Origin of the sequence: Duganella guangzhouensis (assembly GCF_009674535.1) — a bacterium.
In the GTDB taxonomy this organism is placed as follows: Bacteria; Pseudomonadota; Gammaproteobacteria; order Burkholderiales; family Burkholderiaceae_D; genus Rugamonas; species Rugamonas guangzhouensis.
The window spans coordinates 70,350-96,153 of record NZ_WKJK01000024.1 but is presented as its reverse complement, the minus strand read 5'-3'; the positions used below and the strand labels follow the sequence as shown (position 1 = coordinate 96,153).

The window sequence follows — 25,804 nt, the reverse complement described above, 5'->3', positions numbered from 1 at the left end:
TAAAAACAGCTCAACTGAGCCCATGAAACGGAGGAGATCACGACAGTATACTGGCTGAAAAATCACATCAAAAGAGCGGGTCGGAATTCAATGCAAATTCCGGGTCAGAGTTCAATGCAATTCAACAGCGACAGTCAAAGAGGTATAGCACACTGCTCAGCCATTTGCAGTAGCGTCTGCTTGTCCCCTTCAGGCATGCGATGGAATAAAGCTAGCAGCCGCGCTTCGTCCTCGCTTACGGCGTAAAAATACGCCAGTGGGAGATTGAGGACACTTCCGATCCGCTCCATCAGCTCGACGCCAGGAACCCTCGTCCCACGTTCATAACGATTCATTCTTGCGCTGGCACTTTCAACCTCAAGGCCAGCTTGAAGCCCAAGCTGCTCTTGTGACAGTCCACATTTCAGACGTGCTTGTTTTAGACGATCACCCAGTACAGACATGTTTCTATTTCCCGAACCTAAAGGAAAAGATAGTCCACGTTTCAGCTTGAACAAATACTACCGAATTGGTAGGATTTGGTTGCCAATAAACAATTTCTTGCACAAACAAACAAACCAAGACCGGGATCGCCCGAAAATAAGGAACGCCATGCATCAAACTAAGAAACCATTGAAATTAGCCACTGTGGTGGTTGCATCGTTGAGCATCATCTTGCTACAGGGCTGTAACCGTGAGATCGACGCACGGCAAGCGCACGTTGAACGAGGCCTGATTTACAAGAAGGACGCCAGTGATCCGTTTAACGGCACGCTGACCAATGTTGGTGTTACCGACGTCGGCAAGCGATATGCCGCACAGTACGGCGCATGGGCAGGCAGCTGTATGGTGCCAGTGAGCGATGGTCAATTTGATGGGACCGCCGTGTGCAAGGATGCCAATGGCAAGAAGATCGGTGAATTCACCTACAGCAAAGGTCAGATCGATGGGGCTCTGAAAATGTGGGCGTCCGATACCGGCAACCTGATGATGGCCGCCACAATTCACGGCGGCATGCCGGACGGTGTTGAGGAACGCTATAACCCTAAGACTGGCAAAATCATCAGCCGCATCAACTATAGTGCAGGCCAGAAGGTTGGTGAAGAAAAGCTCTGGGACATTACCGGCGAGACTTTACTCACCGATTTGGTTTGGGAAAACGGGCGTAAGACTGGCGTATCACGCTCCGGCGCGTATGAGGAACATTACGTCGCCGGTATTTACGACGGCACATGGAAAACTTGCAACTTGAGTGATGCTGTTACCGGCGAAAAGCGCAGGGCGTATTTTGCAAAAGCACAGGTTTACCCTGCAATGGCTCAGCAGCTAGGCGGTACGTACTTCTACGCCGCGATGGTAGATGATCCAGCAGACGTGATCTGCAAGGAAAAAGTCTATAAGAATGGAGTGGAGCAGGTAGCAGCACCTGCCCCGTCCAATCCTGATTCTGAGAATGCTTGCTTCGACGCTAAAGTAGCGGCATTCCGCAAGGCAAATGGAGAGGATGCCCCAATCATGAACGACGTCATGCAGGAGTGGGAAGCAGGATGTAAAAAATAGCCTATTCTAGCTGCGCAAAACCGGGAGCAGTGCCTAAGATTACTGCTCCTAAGCTACTTCCAGCGGAGCCAGATAGGTACTCCGAATCAGTCGCGTTCTTGAACGCATGGCCTGGTCGTACGTGCACGGCAGAAATGTAGATTACCGGGTCATTAAAGCCACCATCCAACGCTTCTACCAGGATTTCTTGGTCGTCGGCATACATGGTCAATGCTTTGAGTAGGTCAATTTTTTTCATGTGTATAAAAGTAGGCTATCCACGACCGTTCTATGATCGGCTGGCGCCGAAACCATGTCCACCATCACCGTAGACTTTCGTGCTTGACTTACACATATAACTGGCCCTAAAGAAGAACTCATCGAAGCTGTCCTGATCGTCACGGTGAATGACGTAGGTGGCATTGTCGGGGAAATGAACTAGGCCCATTACGTCATCGGGTGGGAGGCCGAGTGCGCTGGCCCATGCGCTATGCAAGCGATTGTACATATTGTCGATTCCTCGTGCGTAGCGGCCTAGTGCGCAGAAGGCGTCCTTGTTCAGGAGGATGGCGCAGTGGTAGTGTGGGCGGCCACGGTGGCCGAACTCCCTAGCCCATACGAAGCGAACCACGCTGTCATGCGCTTTGGGATTTTCTTGAAGTGCCTTTCGACGATTGTGCTTGATCTTGGCCTTAAACGAACTAATGAATAGCCCCATGAGCTCATTCTGGTAACTTAGCAATCTTTCTTTAGACCTCATGGGTAATCTAAGATCGAATCTAAAAGCGAATACCTCGCGGTATTGAGATGTGGCATGAGTTATTGTGCTGTGCAAGGTATCTAGGTGCTCTTTGATAAATGGACCTTTCTGGTCTTGTATCGGCGATCCCTTGTAGGTGGATGCATAGTGCATGGTTAAATTGCGGTTGGATGAGTGACGAGGCATTTGATACTCCAGTGGTTGATTCATACCTTTACCATCAGGAATATTTTTCCCCATTTCACGTTTCTGCTCGACAGCTCTCTGCGCTGTCTCACTTTCCTTATATTGGAGAGGTTAGTTACCTCAAGTCATGTCTTTCTGATGCGAGTAGCTTCTTTGAGCAGAGCATCTAGTCTCAGATGCTCCTTCTACCTTTCTCTTCTGCTATAAAACATATTACTAATACCGAGACCTTGACGGTCCCGGTATTGAAAAATTCTCGGCAGTTTGACGAGAAATATTTATGCTTTATTGTGAAAGTGTAACTCTGGGAAATTAGTATCTGAAAAAACTACTCAGGTTCGTTAACGCTTGCGCATGTCTAGGCGGGATTGAATCCACTGTTGGATCTCGCTTTCGAGCCAGCCGACGCAGCGCTCGCTGAGCTTAAAAGGAGCTGGGAAATTTCCAATAGCGATGTACTTATAGATGGTTGAGCGGCCAAGACCTGTTGATAGCATGACTTGGGAAAGGCGAAGTACTTTCATGTTTGGCTCCGGTGGTTTTCTCAAACGATCCGGAGTCCCAATATTTTTCTGCGATATGCGGACGACAGCTTTCCTGAAGTGGTGGGGCGGCAGTACGGTTGAACTCGCTACATTGCCGGGCCGGGAAGGTTCTAAGAGTCTGTAACGGCGTATTCAACTGGACAAGGTGAGGCTTCGACTGGGAGTGCTTACTGGGAGAGAGGTGGAGATTGTGGAGGGGGAATACGACTAAATGGGTATAATTTACAGTGCTATATTCGTTCTAGAAGTGACGTAGATTCAGCCTTGATTTCGACTATAATTGATCTAAAATTTTCCTAGATACGTAGAAGTTGGTGAGGAAAAATTCTCGCAAAGATAAATTATTGACAATATTTATGCAAAGACATACAAAACCACTTGAGCAGTATCTGTCCGATGTTCGGTTTGATGCCTGGATTTCTTTTAAAAGAGCACAGGCAGGTCTTGATATTCCCAGCGGAGAGCTTGGAACTGCTGATTTCAGAAATAGTTTAAAATCTATTGAAAAGGCAAGTGAGCGTGTTCTTCGAAAAGCATTATCGGAAGACAGTTTCTTACCGAAGGAACGATTGGATTGGATTTTGGAGGATGAAAGACAAATTAACTGGTTGATGATTTTTATTAAGAGGAAAATTAATATACGTCGCTATCCAGTAATCGCTAATCTATTTGGTAGAAACTTAGTTATAGCAAGCATTGATTATCTTGATGAGGAACTGCAAGAAAAAGCTAGAACTGTTGAGAGAATGCAATGGGATTGGAACGAGCATCAAAAAAGTGATCGGCTTTTCCAGTGGTTTAGACGTGAAGACGAGATTGCTCGCTGTAATTTTGCCTGGACTTGGTTGGTAGATAGAAGAGATCGAGAAACTAAGGGAAGGTTGCCGTTTAGGAACTACAAAGATCTATTGATGTTTTTCGACGAATTAGATGTAAGCTATAAAGAAAAGAAATATGATGCGGATTCAATTCGAGATAATTGGAATCAAATAAGACGTCGAGAGAAAAATAAAAAAATAGGAAAGAAACAGTACAATTTTGAGCTTTCGGATAAAACTGCGGATTTTATTGATAAATTGGCACTTAAATATAACTCCAGTCGCCCCCAAATTATTGAGGCGTTAGTTCAATGTGAGTTTGAGAAGGGACTGTATTTGCCAGAGAAGGTGAAGAGAATATCTTTAGATTAAGCCGGTGCTCTTAGGTTTGACTATGCCGCTTGATGGGGGCCACGATGGCTTTGGCTGGCGACTTATTGCAATAAATCGCCCATTCCGTCATTAGTGCTGCGCGCTTCGCAAATTGTGAACCACGCTGATAGGCTCGTTCTACGGCGTCCGGCAATTGATGTGCAAGAGCGTGTTCAGCAACTTCACGTGGGTGGGTGGTTGTCTCGGCTGCCCACATGCGGAAGCTGCTACGGAAACCGTGAACGGTGATACCTTCACCGTTTGCATCTACCCAGATTGGCGTGTCGCCGTCGTTCATACGTCGAATTACGGCGGTCAGTGACATATCCGACAGCGGCTGCTCCTTGGTTCCTGCAAACACAATATCGCCCCGCTCAGGCATCAACTTTAGTAGCGTCAACGCTGCATCACTTAAAGGGACTTCATGCTCCCGCTTGGCCTTCATGCGTTCCGCTGGAATGGTCCAGACCTTCTTTTCGAGATCGAATTCTGACCATCGAGCGCCGCGCACTTCGCCGGAGCGACAAGCAGTCAAAATTGCGAATTCGACGGCGCGGGCAGAAGCGCCTTCGCGAGATTTGAGCGCCAATACAAATTCGCCCATGCGTTGCCAAGGCAGGGACGGGTGGTGTTTTGTTCTGCTCGCCTTGCTGATGGTTGCTAGGAGGTTATCTAAATGCCCCTTCCATCGCGCAGGGTTTTCGCCAGTTCTGTATCCACTGGTTGTGGCCCAGCCTAATATAGACTCGATGCGTCCGCGCAGTCTGCTGGCGGTTTCAGTCTTTGTTTCCCATATCGGGGATAGGCATTTTACGACTAGCCCAGTATCGATTTCAGCCACTGGTAACTTGCCAAATACGGGGCTAACGTATGTCGCCAAGGTGTTTGTCCATTGATCTGCATGTTTGGCATTTTTCCAGCCTGCCTTATGCGCTGAGACGTATGCTTCGGCGCACTGATCGAACGTCATCATTCTTGCGTCGGCCAAAGCTGTTGCGATCTGCTCTTGCTTTTTGGCCGCTAAGGGATTGATGCCATCAAGGATTTGTTTGCGAGCAGCAAGGGCCTTCAGGCGAGCCTCTGCAAGGCTGATTGTGTGAGTTGGTCCCAGCCCCATGCCGTATGCTTTGCCTGCCATCATGTAGCGGAACAGCCAGGACTTTACGCCGCCCTTTGTAACTTGCAGCGTCAAACCGCCACCGTCGCCGTATAGGCCGGGCTTGGTAAGCTTACTTACTTGCAGTGCGGAGAGTCGTTGTTGTTGGAGCCCCATTCTATTTCCTGACTATCGAAATGACTATCAAATACTACGCCGATTTCAGCAAACAGTAAAGGACGTCGATGGACGAAGATGTTTTGTATCCGATTGTTTTTAAAGGGATCTGTGGAATTTTATGGATTCTGATGGACTCTGTCGATGCGGACACCGCTTCCGCCACCAAAACGAATTAAGCCCTTGATAATCAAGGGCTTTTTTGTTTTTCTTCGCCGCTTTTATTTCCCCCCCTAGCTACTTCTAGCCTGCGATCAGATCCATGGGTTGCGGAAATGGTTTCCGCAACCCAACCCAAAACTGAGTGAAGTCACAAAGTCATCCTAGTCACTTGATCGGCCTTCAAGAGTGATATTTTGCGTATTTTTCAGATGAGCAAGATGTTATCCTTGCTCTATAGCCAAGAGCTTTCTATTTTTGCCAAAAGGCAACATTATGAAGGAAATCGATTTGCTCAAAGCTTTGGAGCAGTATGATGACAACCAGATAATTCTTGTTGAAGCCGCAGATGGCGGTTTCGATGAACCAGTGTTTTACGTCTCAGCTGTTCGATGCCGCGAAGGGCAGGAGTTCGTGGACGCTAGTAGTTCAGAATATCGATGCGACCTTACGAACGGCGGTTTTGGGGCTCTGATATTGGGAACTTCAACGGGCCCGACTCAATTAGGTTGAGTAGCGCTTGCAACCGCAACCGGCTAGGAAGGACACTGGAGCGGTACCCAATACGAATTGCGTATTATCACTATAATGATTTATTGCATATCATAATTGTTCTAAACTAGGATTAGGTAATGACTGCATATATTAATGAAGAGATACTTTGCGAAGCTTATACAAAGCTTAATATCGATATCTTCCATGATAAAAAGAGATTGGCTCAACTTGAGAAAGAATTGATTGGGTTCTTCACTGAACGTGCGAAGTTTTACATAGGTGATGACGTCAAGATTCGAATCGAATTCGAGGAAGGCAGCCTTATTACGAAGCTCAAAGTTGTGGGCAGCGCTGCCGTGCTTGTCGCCTCGGCAATTGCGGAATACGGCTCTTTCCGTGGCGGGGTATCTCAAATAGCTGATGATGCGGCGACTCTAGCGCAGAGTGCCAACATGGAGGTCACATTCAGAACCCGTGCGGCCTCCTGTGATCGAATCTCGTCTGAGCGTCGAAAGGGAATTTTTGGCCGCGTGGCTGATTTAATTGGACGGTTGGATAACATACATGCTGACTTGGCTAATTCTAGGATTCCGACTAGTCCTGCTGCGGTAAAAAAGTTTAACTCGATTACCGACACGCTTTTAGAATGGGAGCATTCTTCAGATAAATTTTTTGGTAAGCTGACGGACGAGCCGACAATTTCGTGTCTGTCTGCAGGACTACTGGAGGAGCTTGAAAAGTTACCGAAGGCGGCACCTTGGTCGGGCGAACTCACAGGTGATTCTTTTAGGAATGCCGTCGCTAACTCTACCGCCACTCTTGGAAGCGATGTTTCCGGTTCTGCTGCTCGGTATGAAGCCGCGATAAGGGAAGTAAAAAAAGGCATGAGGAGACGGGTAGAGCCGTACAAAGTGAAACGGACCTAGTTGCGAAGGTCTGCTACGGGGCGGCTTCAGCCTAAAGTGAGAATTCGTGAGTTTTGCTGATTGGCAAGCTGCTATCCTGAACGCCGTCGGCCGAGTTCGGCCATAAGTAGTCAGTTGCGGCCTAACGCTGCCTTAGTGGGCAAAGCAAACGAGACTTTTCCCGCAATATCAGTGTCAATCCGTCGTGTCATAAACAAAGCTTACTAGATTCGGCATGGACGGCGATACTCAATTCTGGATAGTGACAAAGTGTGAATATTTCAGTTTGGCAATATGTTACGCTAAGCAGCATTGGTCAAGTACGGTCAAATATAGCTAACCTTCAAAGATATTTTTTTATGCATAAAATTAGAATGAGGATGTATTTTCGATTTCTGGCTTGTGTACTTGGGGCCTACATTCTTACAGGTTGCGTTAGCGTACAGCCAATACTCAGCGCAGATACACCAGCAGATCTAAACTCAGGATATCTTTCAGGACAGTTTTCGAGGGTAAAGTTGAGCGGATTTGGTCTTGTTGTTAAGGCGATCGATGGTAGTGCTGAATACGTTATACCGATGGGAGAAGATACCAGTTTTCCATCAGCAGTGGAATCACAAACTGTCGTTATGAAGCTACCGCCTGGTACATATAAGATCTCGCAGTGGGTCACTTACGCTACCTTAACAAAGGAAACGATAACCAGAAGGTCCCTTGAAGATTCCCCAATAAGCGCTCCATTCAAAGTCTCCCCCGGAGCAGTATCGCATCTCGGGCGTTATGATCTAGGCGGAAGTAAGGGATTCTCGTACAACATGTTGACGATGAATTTCAGAATGAACTCTTTGCCGATCACGCGCCGAGAAGCTCAAAATGCTTTTACCGATAGCTATCCTAAACTCGCGGGACTTTCTTTCAATTGCTTGTTCTGCGTAGACTCAGTGAAAGAAAATGCGGTTATGAAAAAGTGAAAATCTTGGCGAGTAACGGCCAGCAGTGGACAGTGCGAACGATCATCGGGCAATTACATATGAAATGGATACGCGATTTGGATAGTTTGTATGACTTCTTAGGGTATGTCGTCCTTCGTGCGCCGGATCATTTCCCGAAAGAGGATTACTTACGCCCCGAAGAACAAATGACCTTACAAAAGGCTTTCTACGAACTGCGAACCGGTCTTGATTTTGTCGAAGGAGATTTTGTAGGTAAGCCAGTAAAGGATCGGCTTTACGTCCTACTGGACGAATCACAGGCGGCCTACGCTGCGGGCGAGCGACATAAGGGCGCACATCTGTTACAGGACCTCCAGGCGCTCGTCTTCAAGAAATAGATTTATCATTCAATAAGAAGCAGACCGTAACCGGCCAGAAGCCGCCACTCGAAAAACTTTAACTTCGCTAAGCCTTATGCAATTTCTTTTAAACGACGCTATTATTGATTTGGACCGCTTTGATAAAGTTGTTCATTTGTTTGTTCATAGTGAGCAGATCGGCGTGGTTAAACGGACCGGAGATACCTTAAGGCTATTCGTATGCAAACGTGTATCGGAGCCTCAGTGGTCAAAGCCTTGGTGGTCTGATTACGCGCAATGTCTAGTTGAGAGCGAAGAACAAGCACATGATCTATTCCACGAATACGCTCGCAGCTAAATTTTTTATCTCGTCGGCAGTAACCGGCCAGTAACAGACGGTCGCAATCCAATAGAATTTCCTCTCTTTCCAAGGCGTGGAAGGCGATGCCTTCCACGCGATACTGTGCGGTTGCGGCCACAACCTGCGCATGATCCTGCGGAAGCTACGGCTTCTTTTTGTCTTGGTCGCCGCTTGGGCTATATGGCGCCAGCTTTTTTGTACTCAGCATCAGCAGCGGCTTACGCCGAGCTGCGGGTGATTTTTGAATTATTCAGGTCGGACTATGTACGTCATCACGGTGATGCGCAAGCAATCCTTCTTCTCGCGGGATCCGTACGACTTTCACGTCACCTAAAACATGGCATGACGTGCCTGATCCGGAAGAGGTTATCGAAAACGCGCTGGCGCGGATGGCCAGCGCGATCGTCCATCAGAACGCGCTCTTCACCACACCACCATCAACCCGCAGCGCGGCGCCGGTGGTTGCCGAGGCGAGGGGGCTGACGACGTAAGCCACCAGCGACGCCACTTCCTGCGGCGTGCCGAAGCGTTTGATCAGCGACGTCGGCCGCACGTGTTCGAAGAACTCCGCTTCCACCTGTTCGAAACTCTTGGCGTTCGAGCGCGCCAGGTCTTCGACGAAGTCGCCCACGCCGCGCGATTTGGTCGGGCCGGGCAGCACGCTGTTGACGGTGATGCCGGTCCCGGCCACCGATTCGGCCAGCCCGCGCGACACCGCCAGCTGCGCGGTCTTGGTCATGCCGTAGTGGATCATCTCGGTCGGGATCTGCACCGCGCTTTCGCTGGAGATGAAGACGATCCGTCCCCAGTTGCTGCGCTTCATCTCCGGCAGTACCAGACGCGCCAGGCGTACGCCGCTCAGCACGTTGACGTCAAAGAAGCGCAGCCAGTCCGCATCAGGAATATCCTCGAACGCCTTCGGTTCGAAGATGCCGAGGTTGTTGACCAGGATGTTGATGTCCGGATGACGCCGCACCACATCCTCCGCCACCTCGGCCTGGCTGAGGTCGCCGGCAAAACCCAGCACCGTGCCCTTGGTGTCGGCGCGGATGCGTTCCACTGCCTCGTCCACCGCCGCCTGCTTCCGGCCGTTGACGATGACGGTGGCGCCTTCCTGCGCCAGCGTGTTGGCGATCGCGTAGCCGATGCCGGCGGTGCTGCCGCTGACCAGCGCTACCTTGCCTTTGAGTTGCAAATCCATTGTCGAATCTCCTTAATTACTTAAGAAATTGCACCAGCTTCGGCACCACTTCCGCAGTGGCTTCTTCCATCAGCCAGTGGCCGCTGTTTTTGATCACGACGCCTTCCACATTGCTATCGACCAGACGCGCTTGCTGGATCAGGAATTCGCCGGACGCTTTTTCGCCGGTGAGTACCAGCATTGGTATGGTCAGCGGGGTTTTAGCGTAGTTGGCAAACTCTTTGGCGTCTTGTTCGAAGGCGCGGAATACTTCAAAGCCGGCCTTCATGTGGCCAGGTTGAGCATACTCCGATGTGTAGAATTTGCGATCGGCTTCGCTCAGCGATTTGGTTTTGTCGGCCGCGAAGTCGTTCCAGAAGTGTTCGAAGTAAGTACGCTCGCGACCCTTCACCAGTGCCAGCGGCGTTTCGCCGTAGAAGTGGAAGTGCCACAGATCACGCAGCAGCCACACATCTTTCCAATTGCCGACGCCGGGCAGGAAGGCGTCCATCAGCGCGATTTTGCTGACTTCCTTCGGATACTGGGCGGCATAGGCATAGGCCACCATCAGCCCGATGTCATGCCCGACCACCTTGGCCGATTTGATGCCGAGGCTGGTGGCCAGCGCGTGCACGTCCTGCGCCATCACCGATTTGGTGTAGGGACCGGCCGGCAAGCCGGATTGGCCGAAGCCGCGCAAGTCCGGTGCGATCACCAAATGGTCTTTGGACAGCGCGGCAATCAGCGGCAGCCACATGTGACTGGATTCGGTGTAGCCGTGGATCAGGATCACCGGATCGCCCTTGCCGGCCGACAGGTAGTGAATCTTCACGCCATTGACTTCGGCGACGTTGTGCTTGGGCGCTTCGGCGTGGGCCTGCGCGGCGAGGGCGCTGAACATCAGTACGCCGATGCCGAGCAGCCGGGAAAACGAAAACTTCATGGTAATCACCTCCTATGTTGGATGAGACAGAATATCCAGCCCGATGGTTCGACCATACACACGATCGGGTAGTTATTTCTATACAATATTGGCATCTGAAATATTTCATAATTACAACTAATTGTTGGTTGCTCATACATGAACAAACCACTGCTGGGGCTGGTACTACTCATAAGCTGCTTGCGCTGCTGGGGCACGGCGCTGCCCGAGATCAATTTGCATCACACCAGCTGGACTGCGCGCGATGGTGCGCCGACGATGATTTTGTCGATCACGCAGACCAGTGATGGCTGGCTGTGGCTGGGCGGGCCGACCGGCCTGTATCGTTTCGACGGCATGCAGTTCGAGCAGTATGCGCCGGCCGCCACGCCGCTGCTGACCAAGAACGTCAGCGTGGTCAACGCCTTTGCCGATGACGAGTTGTGGATAGGCTACCGCACCGGTGGCGTGGGCGTGCTGCGCCACGGGCAACTGCGCAACTACGGTGAGCGCGAAGGCTTGCCGAATCGCGCGGTGTGGGGCGTGGAGCGGGATGGCAAGGGCCGCATCTGGGCCGCCACCACACTCGGCATGTTCTACCTTGAGCACGAGCGCTGGATCAGCGCGGCCTCAGCCTGGAACCTGCCGGTGGTCCGCTACAAGACGCTGATGCGCGACCGCCGTGGCGTGCTGTGGGCGCAAGGCGACAATGGCGTCTACTTCTTGCATCCGGGCGAGACGCGCTTCTCCAAGGCGGCGGTGAATAGCGGCCTGGGCGTGCTGTTCGATCTGCCCGATGGCAGTGTCGTCAGTTGGGACGCGGTGCATGCCCGGCTCAACCAGCTGACCCAGCCGGCACACAATGCGCCGGCGCGGCAATGGGGCACGCTGGGCGACCCCACCAGCCTGCTGTTCGACCATCGCGGCGATTTGTGGATCGGCTTGCAGGATGGGCTGGAATACCGCACCTCCAACAGCGTCACCGGCGCGGTGCCGCCGCAGGGTTTGAGCGGGCGTCATGTTGGCGCGCTGTTCGAGGACAAGGAGGGGAATGTCTGGGCGTCGACCTCGGCCGGCATCGACCGTTACCGCAGCAAGCGGTTGGCGCGGCTGGATTTGCCCGAGGCGGCGGTCGGCAACGCCATCCTGGCGGATGACAGCGGTGGCGCATGGGTCGGTGGCTATCACGTCACGTTCAGCGAGTCCGGCCAGATCAGGACCAGCCCGTTTTCGATCACGCGCGAGGGTGGCTGGTCCAAATATATCGGCAGTTTCGCGCGCGGCGAGGATGGCACGCGCTGGGGCGCGTTGTACGGCGCGCTGTGGCAGGTCAAGGGAACGGACAGCCGGAAAATCGCGCTGCCCGACGCCATCGCAGATATCGCGCCGCAGGCGCTGTTGGCCGAGCCGGATGGCAGCCTGCTGGTGGCGGCGGAGCACTACGGTTTGTATCGGCACCAGCGCAACGGCCACTGGGAGGCGATTGGCGATACCGGCGAGATCAATGCCATGGCGCGTTCGGACACGGCCGGCTTGTGGCTGGGCGGTTTTGCCGGCCAGGCATTGCATGCGGACGGCAAGCAGTGGCGCCATTACGGTCCGGAGCAGGGACTCAAGCTGGGTATTCTGATGGCGCTGCATTTGCGCGGCGCGCACGTCTGGCTGGGCGGCGACAACGGCGTGGCGCTGCTGGAGGGCGATCACTTCCGCCAGCTCGGCGGCGTCAACGGCGAGACGTTTGACGGCGTGTCAGGCATCGTCGAGCTGGCAAATGGCGATCTGTGGCTGAATGGCGCGGCGGCGCTGTTCCGGATTCCTGGCGCGGAGGTCGCGCAATTCCAGCGCACGCCGGATTATCGCGTGCAATACGAACGCCTCGATCAGCTGGACGGGCTGGAAGGCAATGCGCCGCGCATCTCGCCGACGCCATCGCTGGTGCTGGCCAGCGACGGCATGTTGTGGGTGGTGCGTTCCATCGGCGTGTTCCGCCTGAATCCGGCTGCGCGCCTGGCACCGCTGCCGGCGCCGCCGGTCATCGTCAAGACGCTGGGGGCGCCGGGGCAGGACCAGCCGCTGCGGCAGAATGCGCAGCTTTCCGCCGGCACCTCGGCGCTGCAGATCGATTACACCAGTCCGGCGCTGGCGATGCCGGAGCGGGTGCGGTTTCGCTATCGTCTGGACGGGGTCGATCAGCAATGGCAGGACGTGGGCACGCGCCGCAGCGCGCATTACAGCAATCTGGAGCCGGGCGAGTACTATTTCAGCGTCAGCGCGTCGGATTACCGCGGCGCCTGGCCGGAGCGTAGCACCACGGTGCGCTTCACGATTGCCCCCACCTTGACGCAGACGCTGTGGTTCCGCGCCGGCTGCGGCGTGCTATTGCTGCTGGTGGCGTATCTGGGCTATCGCTGGCAGATCAATCGGGTGGCGCGCCAGATGGCGGGACGCTTGCAGGAGCGCGTCAACGAGCGCGAGCGGATTGCGCGCGAGTTGCACGACACGCTGCTGCAGTCGGTGCAAAGTCTGATCCTGCACGTGCACGCGGCCGTCATCAAGCTGCCGGCCAAGGACGCCACCCGCGCCCAGCTGGAAAGCGCGCTGCAGCAGGCCGATGATGTGGTGGGCGAGGGACGCGAGCGGATCAGTGATTTGCGCGGCGAGGATGTCGACAAGCTCAGCTTCCCGGATGCGGTATTGGCGGCCGCCGCGCGCCTGCAGCCGGCGGACGCGCCACCGGTGCGGCTGCACATCACCGGCACGGTCCGTCAGCTCGATCCGGTGATTTACCAGGAAGCGATGGCCATCGTGATCGAGGCGCTGGCCAATGCCTATTGCCATGCCCAGGCGAGCACCATCGAAGTCGAGTTACATTATGGGATGCGCAAATTCCGTTGCAGGGTCCACGATAATGGCGTTGGCATTGCGGCCGACATCGTCAGCGCCGGCGGCCGCGAGCATCACTGGGGCATGCGCGGCATGGCGGAGCGGGCCAGCAGAATCGACGCCTGCCTGAGCTTGCACAGTGCCGCCGGCAGCGGCACCGCATGGCAGCTGGAGCTGCCCGCCCGGCTGGCTTATACCCGATAGGGTGATGGCGGTCGCCGGCAACAGTGCTACTCTCGCGCGTAAAAATAAGGAGAAGTAGATGATCAGCGTGATGATTGCCGATGACCACCCCTTGCTGCGCAGTGGCATCGCCGCCGTGCTGTCGGCCGATGCACGTTTCATGATCGTGGCCGAGGCGAATGATGGTGCCACCGCCATCGAGCAATACCAACGCTTCCGGCCCGACGTCACGCTGATGGATTTGCAGATGCCGGGCCTGAACGGCGTCGACGCCACCACCGCCATCCGCGCCGTCAATCCGGACGCCCGCATCATTATCCTCACCACCTTCGGCGGTGACGTTCAGGTGGCGCGCGGGCTGCGCGCGGGGGCGTGCGGCTACATGCTCAAGAATATGGCGCGCACCGAGTTGAGCGATTACATCCATGCCGTGTACACGGGACAGCGGGCCTTGCCACCGCAGGTGGCCAGCAGCCTGATCAACAATTTTCAGCACGATGCGCTGAGCAAGCGCGAGATCGAGGTATTGCGCTTTGTCGCCGACGGCAATTCCAACCAGCGTGTGGGTGAACACCTGGGTCTAAGCGAGGACACCATCAAGGCGCACATGAAAACCATCTTGCAAAAGCTCAACGCGCGGGACCGCACCCATGCCGTGACGATCGCCCTGCGTCGCGGGTACTGGGAGCACTGAGGGCGTGACCACCGGTCTGGGAATGGCGTAATTGATCATGACTGCGGTGGTGGTAATCGATATGGTGGTGCTGGTGATCATCGCGCCGACGATCCATTTGATCAGTTCCTTTTGCGCGAGAAGAAACTTGTTCTCCAGGTTGGCAAGCTTGAGGTCAAATTCGTCGCGCAATGAGCGAAAGCCAAAATCGATGGCCTGTTCCAGCCGGTCGAAGCGTGCGTCGACTGTAACTTGACGCGCTCGTGCTTCGCCGTTCACCTGTTCAACGAAGGCTTGCAGCTTGGCGTCAAGATAGTCTTTTTCGGAGGGGGAGTTCATCCGGCCATTGTGCGCGTGTTCCCTGGTGTGTCAATGAGGTTGATCAATGGTGTTTAACCCGAAGTCGTAATGCATTTACCATACCTGAACCCTACAGGCAGAAGGATGCGACGACATGAATGATCTCTGCGATATCAATCTTTCCCGGCGTAACTTGTTGATTGCCAGCGCGCTGTCGGCCACGGCCAGCGCCGTGCCGCTGACGGCCGATGCGGAGGAGCCGGCGCCGATGCCGCCGCCCGCCGCCAAGTTCACCTTGCAGGTCAACGGCCAGCCGCATCCATTGGAAGTCGACACCCGCACCACTTTGCTGGATGCCTTGCGAGAACATCTGCATCTCACCGGCACCAAGAAAGGCTGCGATCACGGCCAGTGCGGCGCTTGCACGGTGCTGGTGAATGGCCGCCGCATCAATTCCTGCCTGTCGCTGGCCGTCATGCATGAGGGCGACAAGATCACCACCATCGAGGGACTGGGCACGCCGCAGAAGCTGCATCCGATGCAGGCCGCTTTCGTCAAACACGATGGCTACCAGTGCGGCTACTGTACGCCGGGACAGATCTGTTCGGCGGTGGCGGTGCTGGAGGAGCTTAAACAGGGCATCCCTAGCCACGTCAGCGCCGACATCAACGCCAAGCCGCTGCTGAACGAGGCCGAGCTGCGCGAGCGCATGAGTGGCAATATCTGCCGCTGTGGTGCCTATTCCAACATCATCGATGCCATCACCGAAGTGGCGGGGAGGGCGGCATGAAGGCATTCACCTATCAGCGCGCCTCAACACCGGCCGAGGCGGCTGCGTTGGCGGCACGCACGCCCGGCGCGCGCTTCATTGCCGGCGGCACCAATCTGCTCGATCTGATGAAACTGGAAATCGAAACGCCGCAGCATCTGATCGATGTGAACGGTCTCAATCTCGACAAGATCGAGCCCACGCCCGGCGGCGGCCTGCGCATAGGCGCACTGGTGCGCAACACCGACCTGGCCGCCGATGCGCGGGTGCGGCGCGACTACGCTGTGCTGTCGCGCGCGCTGCTGGCTGGCGCTTCCGCGCAGTTGCGCAACAAAGCCACCACCGCCGGCAATCTGCTGCAGCGCACGCGCTGCCCGTACTTCTACGACACCAATCAGGCGTGCAACAAACGCCAGCCCGGCAGCGGTTGTTCGGCCATCGGCGGTTACAGCCGCAACCACGCTATCCTCGGCGCCAGCGATGCTTGCATCGCCACTCATCCGAGCGATATGGCGGTCGCCATGCAGTTGCTGGACGCAACGGTGGATACCATCAAGCCGGACGGTAGCACGCGCGTGATTCCGATTGCGGACTTCCATCGGCTGCCCGGCAGCACGCCCCAGGTCGAGCATGCGCTGATGCCGGGCGAGCTGATTACCAGTGTCACTCTGCCCAAGCCGGCCGGTGGCGTGCATATCTACCGCAAGGTGCGTGACCGCGCCTCGTACGCGTTCGCGCTGATTTCAGTGGCGGCCATCGTGCTGCCCGATGGTAATGGCCGCGTGGCGTTAGGCGGCGTCGCGCACAAGCCGTGGCGCGTGCCGGCGGCCGATGCCAGCATGTCGCAAGGCGCCAAGGCGGTGGCTGAGCAATTGCTGTCCGGTGCCAAGCCGAGCGCCGAGAGCGCGTTCAAGATTCCACTGGTGCAGCGCACACTGGCCTCGGTGCTGGCCGATGCGCGGAAAGGGGCATGAGATGAAATTCACCACGCCCGCCACCACCAATCCCATCGATCAACTGAAGGTCATAGGCCACGCCACCGACCGCATCGATGGTCCGTTTAAAACCACCGGCACCGCGCCGTACGCGTATGAGCACCACGCCGAGGCGCCCAACGCCGCTTATGGCTACGTGGTCGGCGCCGGCATTGCCAAGGGCCGCCTCACCGCGCTGGACGTCAGCGCGGCGCAACGCGCGCCGGGTGTGCTGGTGGTCGTCACCGCAGACACCGCCGGCAAGCTGGGCAAGGGAAAATTCAACACCGCCAACTTGCTTGGCGGTCCGGAGATCCAGCACTATCATCAGGCGATCGCGCTGGTGGTGGCCGAGACTTTCGAACAGGCGCGTGCCGCCGCGCAGCTGGTGAAGCCGAGCTACAGCAAGCAGAGCGGCTCTTACGATCTGGCCAAGGCCAGGGAGACGGCCAAACCGCCGAAGGACAAAGATGCCGCAGACAAAAAGGTCGGCGATTTCACCGGCGCTTATGCCGGCGCGCCGGTGCGGCTGGACGCGACCTACACCACGCCCGACCAGTCACATTGCATGATGGAGCCGCACGCCTCCATCGCCAGCTGGAGCGGCGACAAGCTGACGCTGTGGACCTCGAACCAGATGATTAACTGGAGCAAGGGCGATCTGGCCACGACGCTGGGCATCCCCAAGGACAACGTGCGCCTGATCTCGCCCTACATCGGCGGCGGTTTCGGCGGCAAGCTATTCCTGCGTGCGGAGGCGTTGCTGGCTGTGTTGGGCGCCAAGGCGGCGGGGCGGCCGGTCAAGGTCGCGTTGCAGCGTCCGCTGATGATCAACAACACCACGCACCGGCCGGCGACGATCCAGCGCATTCGCCTCGGCGCCACGCGCGAGGGCAAGCTCAGCGCCATCGCGCACGAAAGCTGGTCCGGCGATCTGCCGGACGGCAAGCCGGAAACCGCCGTGCAGCAAACCCAGCTGTTGTACGCCGGCCCCAACCGGCTGACGCGGATGCGGCTGGCCGTGCTGGATCTGCCCGAGGGCAACGCCATGCGCGCGCCCGGCGAGGCGCCCGGTCTGATGGCGCTGGAAATCGCTATCGATGAAATGGCCGAGAAGCTGAAGATGGACCCGATCACCTTCCGCATCGTCAACGACACCACGGTCGATCCGGCCAAGCGCGAGCGCAAGTTTTCGGCGCGCCGCTTTGTCGATTGCCTGCGGCTAGGCGCGCAGCGCTTCGGCTGGGATAAACGCAATCCGCAACCAGGCAAAATGCGCGACGGCCGCTGGCTGGTCGGCATTGGCGTGGCCTCGGCGTTCCGCAACAATCTGGTGCAGAAGTCCGGCGCCCGCGTGCGGCTGGACGGCAAGGGCATCGTCACGGTGGAAACCGACATGACCGACATCGGTACCGGCAGCTACACCATCATCGCCCAGACCGCCGCCGAGATGCTGGGCGTGCCGTTGTCGCAGGTGGTGGTGCGGCTGGGCGATTCGGACTTCCCGGTGTCGGCCGGTTCGGGCGGGCAGTGGGGTGGCAACAGTTCGACGGCGGGCGTGTACGCGGCCTGCGTCAAGCTGCGCGAGCTGGCGGCGCAGAAGCTGGGGCTGGACCCAACGCTGGCCGAGTTCTCCAGCGGCACGGTGCGCGCCGACGGCCGTTCGTTCCCGCTGGTGCAAGCCGCCGCCAACGGCGAGCTGGTGTGCGAGGATACGATGGAATACGGCGACCTCGACAAGAAATTCCAGCAATCGACCTTCGGCGCTCATTTTGTCGAAGTGGGCGTGGATGCCTACACCGGCGAAACCAGGGTGCGTCGCATGCTGGCGGTGTGCGCGGCCGGTCGCATCCTCAATCCCAAGTCAGCGCGCAGCCAGGTGATCGGCGCCATGACGATGGGCGTGGGGGCGGCGTTGATGGAAGATCTGGTGATCGACCATCGCCACGGCTTCTTCGTCAACCATGATCTGGCTGGCTATGAGGTGCCGGTGCATGCCGATATTCCGCATCAGGAGGTGATCTTCCTGGATGAAACCGATCCGGTGTCTTCACCGATGAAAGCCAAGGGCGTGGGCGAGCTGGGCATCTGCGGCGTGGGGGCGGCGGTGGCCAATGCCATCTATAACGCCACTGGCGTGCGGGTGCGCGACTATCCGATCACGCTGGATAAACTCATCGCGAAAATGCCTCCGGTCTGAGATGGTGCTATCCTTGCAGAACGTCTTGCTTAAGGAGGATATATGCCTGCGACTCATGACACCTACACCCGCAAACAAGGTTTGCAAAAAACTTACGATGTGGAATACACGGCGCTGCGTTACAAGATCTCGCTTGGCAACAAAGTGCTGAAGGATATTGAACTGGGTCTGCAATCGGCGCCGGTGCTGGACCAGGAAGTGAGCTGGCGCCACGCGGTGGCCGATATCGAAAACCTGCGCGGTATGACCGAGCAGTAGCTTAGCCAGCGGGGCATCCGGCGCTCATCACCGGATGCTCGCGCATATTGAGTCCCATCAGCTCCGGCCTGTCGTAAGGAATGTAGTTCATCCAGAACCACGGCAGGCAGGTTTTTCCGTAGACGTATTCTACGGCGGGCAAATACATGCCTTGCGCGGTCGATGTATTGCTCAGCAGGACTATGCCGTTGCGTGTCTGGCGGAAGCCTAGAGCGAAGTTTTGCGTGCCATCGTCATTCCCTTCCTTGAAGAACGCCGGTCCCAGCGGCGAGTTGTACAGCGGCCAGCCGAGGCCGATCGATAACCCGATGCCGCGCCACAACGTCGTATCGCCCGGCCAGTGCGAGGGGAATTGCTGTACCGAAACGATGGCCATTTGCGGCGACAGCATTTCCTGGTAGGCCGCCGCCGATAAACCTTCGCCGCGCAGCACGCCGGCCATGAAGCGGCCGTAATCTTCGATGGTGGTGTCCATGGAACCGGCGGCGCGGGCGTTGCCGCGCCGTTTGTGTGGCAATGTGCTGCCGTCTTTTGCGTAGTGCGTTACTTCACGGCCTTCCCATTCCTGGCGCCAGACCATGCTGGTGTCGCGCATGCCGAAGCGGTCGAACACCCGCTGTTGCATCAGCGTTTGCAGCGGCGTGCCGGTGCGTTCTTCCACCACCACCTGCAAAATGTTCAGTCCTTCGCCCGAATACACATAGCGGCTGCCAGGCGGATATTTGAAATCCAGCTTGTTGTTGTCGTTGATGTAGCGCCAGTTGAGCAGACCGCTGGTGTGCGACAGCAGCATGCGCGGCGTTAGCTGGCGCCAGCGCGGATCATCCTTCAGGTCGGCGTAATTCGGATAGTCGGGCAGTGGCTGCTTGAGCAGTGTGGGCAGCGGCGCGTCCAGCGACAACACGCCTTCGTCGACTAGTTGCATCACCGTGTAGGCAAACACGGCTTTGGTGAGCGAGGCGGCGTACATGATGGAGTCGGTGCGCAGCGGTTGCTGTTTGTCGACGTTGGCGTAGCCGTAGGCGCGGCTGTAGGTGAGCTGGCCATTTTCGATCAGCGCCAGCGCCAGGCCCGGCACATGGGCGGCGGCCATCAAACGTTGGATTTCGGCGTCGAGTGCGGGGCGGCTCGGCGGCGGCGGGGGCGCGGGCTGGTTGGCACATCCTCCCAGCATCACAGCGGCGAACAGTACGGCGTTGCGAAGCGGGGAGGTGGGCATGGCTCAGACCTTTCTGGGTTGTGCCGCGAACCAGGGTTTCATGCGGCGTATCGCTTCTTCGATCTCTGCCGTGGAGACGGCAAAGCTGAAGCGGATGAAGTATTTGCCATCGACCGGATCGAAGTCGATGCCGGGCGCGCTGGCGATGCCGGTGTCCTGCAGCAGACGCTGGCAGAAGGCCAGGCTGTCGTCGGTCAGGTGGGCGATGCTGGCGTAGATGTAGAACGCGCCATCCGGCGGTGCCACCGTGGTCAGGCCGAGCTCGGGCAGGGCGGCCAGCAGCAGGCGGCGGTTTTCGCGGTAGACCTGCAGATGGCCGTCCAGTTCATCCAGCGCATCGAAGGCGGCCAGGCCGGCGTGCTGGCTCAGCGACGGCGCGGTCAGGAACAGATTGCCGCAATACGCTTGCGCGCGCTCCACATGTTCGGGCGGGGCCAGCAGCCAACCGAGGCGCCAGCCGGCCATGCTGAAGTATTTGGAGAAGCTGCTGACCACCTGTGCCTGCGGTTCGTAGGCGAGGATGGTTTGCGCCGGCTCCACGTAGCTGAGGCCGTGATAAATCTCGTCCGAGATGATGCGGATGCCGCGCTGGCGGCACACGGTCACGATCGCTTGCAGTTCGTCGGCCTTGATCAGCGTGCCGGTCGGATTGGCCGGGCTGGCGATGATGACGCCTTGCGGTGCCGGCTCGACGGCGGCCAGCGCGGCGGCGGTCAGCTGGAAGCCGACCTCGGCGCCGCAGGCGATTTCCACCGGTTCCATGTGCAGCGCTTTCAGCGTGTTGCGATAGGCGACATAGCCGGGACGCGCCATGGCGATGCGGTCGCCGGGCGAGAAGGTCGAGCTCAATGCCAGCACCAACGCTGGCGAGGCGCCGCAGGTCAGGATGAACTGGCTGGCGTCGACGCGCACGCCGTAACGCTCCTGGTAAAACTGCGCCAGCCGCTCCTTCAGCGGCGCGCTTTCCCAATAGCCCATGGCTTCGGCGTCGAGCACGGCGTGGGCTTTGGCGATGGCGGTCTTGGGCGCGCCGGTGGACGGCTGACCAAATTCCATGTGGATGATCGAACGGCCTTCAGCTTTGAGGGCGTGAGCCTGTTTGCTGATGGCGATGGCGTGGAAGGGTTCAAGTTGCGCTTTCATGCATCGATTATACTGTTGCCTGTAACATAAAAAAAGCAAAGGTTGGCGGGTATGACGATACGTTGGAAGCGGTGGGCGATAGGCGCGGCGGGCGCTGTGGGTGTGTATGCGGCAGCGGGATTCTGGCTGCTGCCGGCGGTTATCAAGAGCCAGCTGCCCAAGTATGCCGAGACTGAGCTGGAGCGCAAGGCCAGCATCGGTCAGCTACGTTTCAATCCTTTCACGTTGCGGCTGGAGGCGCAGGATGTGCGCTTTACCGAGGCGGATGGCGCGCCGCTGTTTGCGGTGAACGGGCTGGCGGTGGAGATGCAGTGGCGCTCGCTGTTTCGCCGCGCTTTCAGTTTTGCCGAGATCCGCATCACCGAGCCGTCGCTGCAGCTGGCGATTGCCAAGGATGGCAAGTTCAATATCGCCGAGCTGATGGCGACCATCGACAAGCACAAGAAGAAGGATGAGCCGGACTCGGGCATGCCGCGTCTGGTGATCGAGCATTTCGCGCTGGACGGCGGCAAGGTGGCCATGCATGACCAGCATGCGGGCTATGACGATACGTTTACGCCGATCACGTTTGCGCTGAACAATCTGAGCACGCTGCCGGATGAGAACGGCGATTACGCGCTGAGCGCGGATGCGGGCCTGGGCGGCAAGCTGCGCTGGAAGGGCGTGGCAGCAGTCAATCCGATCAGCGGGTCGGGCGTGCTGACGCTGGAGAATGTGGCCTTGCCGGGCATGGCGGCCTATCTGAAGTCGTTCTCGCGGATTGTTGTGACTGACGGGAAGTTGTCGGCGCAGTTGCCTTACAAATTCGGCTACAAGGATGGCAAGCTGGATGCGACGCTGGCTAGTGCTGGTCTGACGCTGAATCAGTTGGCGCTGAAGCGCGGCGACGCGGAGGCGTCGTTTGTGCAGTTGAAGCAGTTGGCGGTCAGCGATGTGGGCGTGGATTTGTTGAAGCGTTCGGTGCAGATTGGTGGCTTGCAGTTGAACGGCGGGGCGCTGGCGGTGCGGCGTAATGCGCGTGGCGAGGTCGATGTGGCGGGGTTGATGTTGCCGTCGCCGGCTGCGGCCGCGACGCCGGTGCCAGCGCCTGCGCCCAAGCCTACGCCGGCCAAGGAGGCTGGTTGGAAAGTCGCGCTCAAGCAGATTGGTCTGGAGTCGGTGGCGCTCAGCTATGTGGATGAGACGGTGCGGCCGGCGCTTAAGGTCAGCAGTGATAGCGCGCAGCTGAAGCTGGCGTTGCAGCTGGATGGCGGCAAGCTGAACATCGATGGCGCGGCGTTCTCGATGGAGAACGTGGCGATGAGCAGCGGCGCGCTGGCGCCATTGAAGCTATCGCACATTGGCTTTGACAATGCTTCGCTGGATCTGGATGGACGCAAGGCCAGCGTGGGACGCTTGTACGCCGATGGCGGGCTGCTCGATTTGTCGCGCGATGCGAAAGGGCAGTTCCTGTTCCTGGCGGCATTGCCGAAGTCAGGCACGGCCAGCGCGCCGCAGCAAGCGCCGACGCCGGCCGCGCCCGCCGCCGTGCCGTGGGCTGTGGCGGTGGATACTGTCGAGCTGAGCAAGTTCGGCGCGCGCTTTGATGATGCGGGCACTGGCATCAAGGTCAATCTGCAAGACTTCAATCTGAAGGTGCGCGATGCCGGCACGGATCTGAAAAAGCCGCTGGCGTTTGAAGGTGGTGTGGCGCTGCGCGAGGGCGGTCAGTTGGTGGCCAAGGGCAAGGTGGTGCCAGCTACCGGCGCGGTCGACACCGAGCTGAAGTTGAGCAAGCTGGCGCTGGCGCCGGTGCAGCCGATGCTGGCCAAATATGTCAAGCTGAAGCTTGCCGGTGGCGCGATCAACGCGGCCGGCCGCTTGCGCACCGGTGCCGGCGGCAGCAAGGCCAATCCGGCGTTGCGCTATGACGGTTCGTTCGAGGTGGCCGAGTTGTCGCTCAATGAGCAAGACAACGATCACTTCGCTCACTGGAAGAGCGTGCGCGCGGATACGCTGGCGTTGAGCCTGTCGCCAAATCTGCTGGATGTGTCCGAACTGCGCGTGGTCGAGCCGAATGCGATTCTGATTATTGAGAATGACCGCAGCTTTAACGCGCAGCGTTTGCTGGTTGAACAGCCAACACCTGCCGCCACCGCGACGCCTGCGGTGCAGGCCGCGCCAGCCGCCAGCGAGCCGTTCCCGGTACGCGTGCGGCGTGTGCGCTTCCAGAATGCCAAGCTGGACTTCACTGATTTGAGCCTGCGCCCACAATTCGCCGCCAAGATTTATGAGCTGAATGGCGTCATCACCGGTCTTTCGTCGAAGCGCGATGCGCGTAGTCAGATCGAGCTGGATGGCCGCGTTGATGACTACGGTCTGGCCCGCGTGCGCGGTCAGCTGAATCCGTTTGTGCCGACTGATAACACCGATCTGAACGTCGTCTTCAAGAACGTCGACATGGTGTCGGCTTCGCCGTACAGCATGAAATTTGCTGGCTACAAAATCGCCGAGGGCAAGATCTCGCTGGACCTGCAATACAAAGTCCGCAACAACCAGCTGGAAGGCAATAACCAGATCGTGCTGGACAAGCTGACGCTGGGTGAGCGCATCGATAGTCCGGATGCGCTCAAGCTGCCATTGGAGTTGGCGCTGGCGATCCTGAAAGATAGCGATGGTCGCATCGATCTGGGGATTCCAGTGTCGGGCAATATGAACGATCCGAGCTTCAGCTATGGCGCGGTGGTGTGGAAGGCGATCGGCAACATCATGAGCAAGGTGGTGACCGCGCCGTTCCGCGCGCTGGGCAATTTGTTCGGCATCAGCGGCGACAAGCTGGAGGCGGTGGAGTTTGATGCCGGCAGCGATGTCGTGTTGCCGCCGGAGCGCGAGAAGTTGCAGCAGGTGGCCAAGATTCTGGTCAAGAAGCCGGAGCTGAAATTGGCCGTGCCTGGCCTGTACAACGAAGCGAACGACGGCGCCGCGTTGCGTGAGCAGGCGCTGCGCCGCGTGGTGCTGGCCAAGGCCGACATCAAGCTGGCAGCGAGCGAGCAGCCAGGGCCGCTGGACATTGGGCAGCGCAAGATTCGCAGCGCATTGCGCGATCTGTATGCAGAGCGTTTCGGTAGCGCCGAGCTGGACAAGCAGAAGAAGGCCGCCGAAGCTGCGGCTGGCGGCGGCGGCGGCGGCGGCGGCGGCGGCGGCAACGGCAACGGCGGCAACGGCGGCGGTAGCGACGGTGGTGCGGCCAGCGCCAACGCCGGAACACCGAAAAAGCTGCCGATGTTGCAGCGTCTTGGCAAGCTGGTGCAGGGTGAGCCGCAGGTGGCCGACGCCACCGACTTCTATGACAAGCTGCAGCAACGTCTGGTGCAGAACCAGGCGCTGCCGAAAGACGCCTTGCCGCAACTGGGTGCGCGCCGTTCCGCCGCCGTGCTGGCGGTGCTGAAAGAGGCCGGCGCCAGCAGCGCCAGCGTCGCCGCAGTCGCGACCACCGACAGCACAGCCGGCAAGCCGGTGCTGCTCAAACTCGAACTGTCCGCCAAATGAGCAAGCAGGAGCACAAGCCGGCGGCAGGCAATCCCTGGCTGGCCGGACTGGCACTGCTCTGCAGCCAGCTGTCGCTGAACCTCGGCGCCGCCATCGCCAAGCACCTGTTCCCTGCGATCGGCGTCGAGGGCGTGACCGCGTACCGGGTCGGCATCTCGGCGTTGGTGATGCTGCTGATCTTCCGCCCTTGGCGCACGCCGTTGACGTGGCAGCAGGCGCGCAACGTCGCGGTCTACGGCTGCGTGATCGGCCTGATGAACCTGCTGATTTACCGCGCCTTCGACCACATCCCGATGGGCATCGCGGTGGCGATTGAAGTGGCGGGGCCGCTGACGGTGGCGGTGTGGTCGTCGCATCGGCCGCGTGACTTCATCGCCGTGTGCCTGGCGGTGGCGGGCTTGTACTATCTGCTGCCGATTCACGGCCATGTCGATCAGCTCGATCCGGTTGGCATCGCTTACGCGGCCGGCGCGGCGGTGTGCTGGGCGTTGTACATCGTCTTTGGCAAGCGGGTATCGTCGATGTCGGGCGGACAGTCGGTGGCGTGGGGCATGCTGGCGGCGTCGCTGTTCATCGTGCCGATCGGCGTCGTGCATTCCGGCGCGGCCTTGCTGACGCCGTCGTTCCTGCTGATCGGGCTGGCGATTGCGGTGATGTCCAGCGCGTTGCCGTACACGCTGGAGATGCTGTCGATGCGCACGCTGTCGTCGCGCACCTTCAGCATGTTCAGCAGTGCCGCGCCGGCGCTGAGCGCGCTGGCTGGCATGGTGGTACTGGGCGAGATGCTGACCGTGACGCAGTGGCTGGCCATCGCCGCCATCGTCGCCGCCTCGGCGCTGACCTCCTTGCGTTAGATCAAACCACCTCAGCTTGCCTGAACCGCTTGTGC

Annotated in this window: 22 protein-coding genes and 1 pseudogene; 14 read left to right on the top strand and 9 right to left on the bottom strand. The window is 57.9% G+C overall.

From position 1 onward, the window contains the following. Positions 1-134: 134 nt before the first annotated feature. Positions 135-443: a helix-turn-helix domain-containing protein gene (locus GJ699_RS30355; RefSeq protein ID WP_154383156.1), complete on the bottom strand. Its 309-nt coding sequence runs from the start codon at positions 441-443 to the stop codon at positions 135-137. Between the two features lie 148 nt (positions 444-591). Between GJ699_RS30355 and GJ699_RS30350 the strand changes: the two genes are divergently transcribed. Further along, complete coding sequence (locus tag GJ699_RS30350) at positions 592-1,539, top strand: toxin-antitoxin system YwqK family antitoxin (RefSeq protein ID WP_154383155.1); 948 nt, start codon at positions 592-594, stop codon at positions 1,537-1,539. Positions 1,540-1,807: 268 nt separating this feature from the next. On the opposite strand, the gene GJ699_RS30345 is transcribed toward GJ699_RS30350, so the two are convergent. Beyond that, positions 1,808-2,518 carry an inovirus Gp2 family protein gene (locus tag GJ699_RS30345; RefSeq protein ID WP_229262367.1) on the bottom strand — a complete coding sequence of 237 codons (711 nt, stop codon included), beginning with the start codon at positions 2,516-2,518 and terminating at the stop codon, positions 1,808-1,810. Positions 2,519-2,805: 287 nt separating this feature from the next. Further along, the gene (locus tag GJ699_RS30340; protein WP_154383153.1) at positions 2,806-2,988 is read right to left on the bottom strand and encodes a helix-turn-helix transcriptional regulator; all 183 of its coding nucleotides are present in this window, start codon (positions 2,986-2,988) and stop codon (positions 2,806-2,808) included. A 377-nt stretch (positions 2,989-3,365) separates the two neighbouring features. On the opposite strand from GJ699_RS30340, the gene GJ699_RS30335 reads away from it, so the two are divergent. Continuing rightward, a complete protein-coding gene (locus GJ699_RS30335) occupies positions 3,366-4,199 on the top strand; it encodes a hypothetical protein (RefSeq protein WP_154383151.1) in 834 nt (277 codons plus the stop codon). 10 nt (positions 4,200-4,209) lie between these two features. Here the strand turns inward: GJ699_RS30335 and GJ699_RS30330 are convergent, their stop codons facing one another. Then, positions 4,210-5,472, bottom strand: coding sequence for a tyrosine-type recombinase/integrase (locus tag GJ699_RS30330; RefSeq protein ID WP_154383149.1), 1,263 nt, complete (start codon positions 5,470-5,472; stop codon positions 4,210-4,212). Between the two features lie 435 nt (positions 5,473-5,907). Here GJ699_RS30330 and GJ699_RS30325 point away from each other — a divergent pair, with 435 nt between their 5' ends. The 4 genes and pseudogenes from GJ699_RS30325 to GJ699_RS34830 all read left to right on the top strand — a co-directional run. Then, a complete protein-coding gene (locus GJ699_RS30325) occupies positions 5,908-6,144 on the top strand; it encodes a hypothetical protein (protein ID WP_154383147.1) in 237 nt (78 codons plus the stop codon). A gap of 119 nt (positions 6,145-6,263) precedes the next feature. Next, the gene (locus GJ699_RS30320) at positions 6,264-7,052 is read left to right on the top strand and encodes a hypothetical protein (protein WP_154383145.1); all 789 of its coding nucleotides are present in this window, start codon (positions 6,264-6,266) and stop codon (positions 7,050-7,052) included. Positions 7,053-8,034: 982 nt separating this feature from the next. Next, on the top strand, positions 8,035-8,361 hold the full coding sequence (locus tag GJ699_RS30315; RefSeq protein WP_154383143.1) for a hypothetical protein: 327 nt from the start codon (positions 8,035-8,037) through the stop codon (positions 8,359-8,361). 389 nt (positions 8,362-8,750) lie between these two features. After that, positions 8,751-8,921 (top strand): annotated as a pseudogene (locus tag GJ699_RS34830) (IS5/IS1182 family transposase); the annotation flags it as partial. Between the two features lie 171 nt (positions 8,922-9,092). Here the strand turns inward: GJ699_RS34830 and GJ699_RS30310 are convergent. Together GJ699_RS30310 and GJ699_RS30305 are read right to left on the bottom strand one after the other, a co-directional pair. Beyond that, complete coding sequence (locus GJ699_RS30310) at positions 9,093-9,884, bottom strand: SDR family NAD(P)-dependent oxidoreductase (protein ID WP_154383141.1); 792 nt, start codon at positions 9,882-9,884, stop codon at positions 9,093-9,095. 16 nt (positions 9,885-9,900) lie between these two features. Next, positions 9,901-10,806 carry an alpha/beta fold hydrolase gene (locus tag GJ699_RS30305; RefSeq protein WP_154383140.1) on the bottom strand — a complete coding sequence of 302 codons (906 nt, stop codon included), beginning with the start codon at positions 10,804-10,806 and terminating at the stop codon, positions 9,901-9,903. A 138-nt stretch (positions 10,807-10,944) separates the two neighbouring features. Here GJ699_RS30305 and GJ699_RS30300 point away from each other — a divergent pair, with 138 nt between their 5' ends. Together GJ699_RS30300 and GJ699_RS30295 are read left to right on the top strand one after the other, a co-directional pair. Continuing rightward, complete coding sequence (locus tag GJ699_RS30300; protein WP_154383138.1) at positions 10,945-13,872, top strand: sensor histidine kinase; 2,928 nt, start codon at positions 10,945-10,947, stop codon at positions 13,870-13,872. 58 nt (positions 13,873-13,930) lie between these two features. Continuing rightward, positions 13,931-14,545, top strand: coding sequence for a response regulator (locus tag GJ699_RS30295; RefSeq protein WP_229262366.1), 615 nt, complete (start codon positions 13,931-13,933; stop codon positions 14,543-14,545). Here the strand turns inward: GJ699_RS30295 and GJ699_RS30290 are convergent. After that, complete coding sequence (locus tag GJ699_RS30290; RefSeq protein WP_154383137.1) at positions 14,432-14,863, bottom strand: hypothetical protein; 432 nt, start codon at positions 14,861-14,863, stop codon at positions 14,432-14,434. The two genes, GJ699_RS30295 and GJ699_RS30290, sit on opposite strands and share 114 nt — an antisense overlap. A gap of 115 nt (positions 14,864-14,978) precedes the next feature. Between GJ699_RS30290 and paoA the strand changes: the two genes are divergently transcribed. From paoA to GJ699_RS30270, 4 genes are read left to right on the top strand one after another with little or no spacing between them, the layout of a single operon-like run. Then, positions 14,979-15,614, top strand: coding sequence for an aldehyde dehydrogenase iron-sulfur subunit PaoA (paoA, locus tag GJ699_RS30285; protein WP_154383136.1), 636 nt, complete (start codon positions 14,979-14,981; stop codon positions 15,612-15,614). Continuing rightward, a complete protein-coding gene (locus GJ699_RS30280) occupies positions 15,611-16,567 on the top strand; it encodes an FAD binding domain-containing protein (RefSeq protein WP_154383135.1) in 957 nt (318 codons plus the stop codon). The genes paoA and GJ699_RS30280 overlap by 4 nt, the downstream gene beginning before the upstream one ends. Position 16,568: 1 nt before the next feature. Continuing rightward, complete coding sequence (paoC, locus tag GJ699_RS30275) at positions 16,569-18,767, top strand: aldehyde oxidoreductase molybdenum-binding subunit PaoC (protein WP_154383134.1); 2,199 nt, start codon at positions 16,569-16,571, stop codon at positions 18,765-18,767. A gap of 42 nt (positions 18,768-18,809) precedes the next feature. Then, positions 18,810-19,025 (top strand): hypothetical protein, encoded by a 216-nt coding sequence (locus GJ699_RS30270; protein WP_154383133.1) that lies wholly within the window; start codon positions 18,810-18,812, stop codon positions 19,023-19,025. A gap of 1 nt (position 19,026) precedes the next feature. Here GJ699_RS30270 and GJ699_RS30265 read toward each other — a convergent pair whose 3' ends face one another. Both GJ699_RS30265 and GJ699_RS30260 read right to left on the bottom strand, forming a co-directional pair. After that, positions 19,027-20,244, bottom strand: coding sequence for a serine hydrolase domain-containing protein (locus GJ699_RS30265; RefSeq protein ID WP_154383132.1), 1,218 nt, complete (start codon positions 20,242-20,244; stop codon positions 19,027-19,029). A gap of 3 nt (positions 20,245-20,247) precedes the next feature. After that, complete coding sequence (locus GJ699_RS30260; protein ID WP_154383130.1) at positions 20,248-21,387, bottom strand: pyridoxal phosphate-dependent aminotransferase; 1,140 nt, start codon at positions 21,385-21,387, stop codon at positions 20,248-20,250. Between the two features lie 51 nt (positions 21,388-21,438). On the opposite strand from GJ699_RS30260, the gene GJ699_RS30255 reads away from it, so the two are divergent. Both GJ699_RS30255 and GJ699_RS30250 read left to right on the top strand, forming a co-directional pair. Further along, positions 21,439-24,915, top strand: a complete 3,477-nt coding sequence (locus tag GJ699_RS30255) for a DUF748 domain-containing protein (RefSeq protein ID WP_154383129.1) — start codon at positions 21,439-21,441, stop codon at positions 24,913-24,915. Next, the gene (locus GJ699_RS30250; RefSeq protein WP_154383128.1) at positions 24,912-25,769 is read left to right on the top strand and encodes an EamA family transporter; all 858 of its coding nucleotides are present in this window, start codon (positions 24,912-24,914) and stop codon (positions 25,767-25,769) included. Before GJ699_RS30255 ends, GJ699_RS30250 begins: the two co-directional genes overlap by 4 nt. Positions 25,770-25,804 lie beyond the last annotated feature (35 nt).

What these genes read in the sequence shown, in the direction of transcription:
- GJ699_RS30355 (WP_154383156.1), bottom strand. Translation starts at nt 443, where the DNA reads ATGTCTGTACTGGGTGATCGTCTAAAACAAGCACGTCTGAAATGTGGA.
- GJ699_RS30350 (WP_154383155.1), top strand. Translation starts at nt 592, where the DNA reads ATGCATCAAACTAAGAAACCATTGAAATTAGCCACTGTGGTGGTTGCA.
- GJ699_RS30345 (WP_229262367.1), bottom strand. Translation starts at nt 2,518, where the DNA reads ATGGGGAAAAATATTCCTGATGGTAAAGGTATGAATCAACCACTGGAG.
- GJ699_RS30340 (WP_154383153.1), bottom strand. Translation starts at nt 2,988, where the DNA reads ATGAAAGTACTTCGCCTTTCCCAAGTCATGCTATCAACAGGTCTTGGC.
- GJ699_RS30335 (WP_154383151.1), top strand. Translation starts at nt 3,366, where the DNA reads ATGCAAAGACATACAAAACCACTTGAGCAGTATCTGTCCGATGTTCGG.
- GJ699_RS30330 (WP_154383149.1), bottom strand. Translation starts at nt 5,472, where the DNA reads ATGGGGCTCCAACAACAACGACTCTCCGCACTGCAAGTAAGTAAGCTT.
- GJ699_RS30325 (WP_154383147.1), top strand. Translation starts at nt 5,908, where the DNA reads ATGAAGGAAATCGATTTGCTCAAAGCTTTGGAGCAGTATGATGACAAC.
- GJ699_RS30320 (WP_154383145.1), top strand. Translation starts at nt 6,264, where the DNA reads ATGACTGCATATATTAATGAAGAGATACTTTGCGAAGCTTATACAAAG.
- GJ699_RS30310 (WP_154383141.1), bottom strand. Translation starts at nt 9,884, where the DNA reads ATGGATTTGCAACTCAAAGGCAAGGTAGCGCTGGTCAGCGGCAGCACC.
- GJ699_RS30305 (WP_154383140.1), bottom strand. Translation starts at nt 10,806, where the DNA reads ATGAAGTTTTCGTTTTCCCGGCTGCTCGGCATCGGCGTACTGATGTTC.
- GJ699_RS30300 (WP_154383138.1), top strand. Translation starts at nt 10,945, where the DNA reads ATGAACAAACCACTGCTGGGGCTGGTACTACTCATAAGCTGCTTGCGC.
- GJ699_RS30295 (WP_229262366.1), top strand. Translation starts at nt 13,931, where the DNA reads ATGATCAGCGTGATGATTGCCGATGACCACCCCTTGCTGCGCAGTGGC.
- GJ699_RS30290 (WP_154383137.1), bottom strand. Translation starts at nt 14,863, where the DNA reads ATGAACTCCCCCTCCGAAAAAGACTATCTTGACGCCAAGCTGCAAGCC.
- paoA (WP_154383136.1), top strand. Translation starts at nt 14,979, where the DNA reads ATGAATGATCTCTGCGATATCAATCTTTCCCGGCGTAACTTGTTGATT.
- GJ699_RS30280 (WP_154383135.1), top strand. Translation starts at nt 15,611, where the DNA reads ATGAAGGCATTCACCTATCAGCGCGCCTCAACACCGGCCGAGGCGGCT.
- paoC (WP_154383134.1), top strand. Translation starts at nt 16,569, where the DNA reads ATGAAATTCACCACGCCCGCCACCACCAATCCCATCGATCAACTGAAG.
- GJ699_RS30270 (WP_154383133.1), top strand. Translation starts at nt 18,810, where the DNA reads ATGCCTGCGACTCATGACACCTACACCCGCAAACAAGGTTTGCAAAAA.
- GJ699_RS30265 (WP_154383132.1), bottom strand. Translation starts at nt 20,244, where the DNA reads ATGCCCACCTCCCCGCTTCGCAACGCCGTACTGTTCGCCGCTGTGATG.
- GJ699_RS30260 (WP_154383130.1), bottom strand. Translation starts at nt 21,387, where the DNA reads ATGAAAGCGCAACTTGAACCCTTCCACGCCATCGCCATCAGCAAACAG.
- GJ699_RS30255 (WP_154383129.1), top strand. Translation starts at nt 21,439, where the DNA reads ATGACGATACGTTGGAAGCGGTGGGCGATAGGCGCGGCGGGCGCTGTG.
- GJ699_RS30250 (WP_154383128.1), top strand. Translation starts at nt 24,912, where the DNA reads ATGAGCAAGCAGGAGCACAAGCCGGCGGCAGGCAATCCCTGGCTGGCC.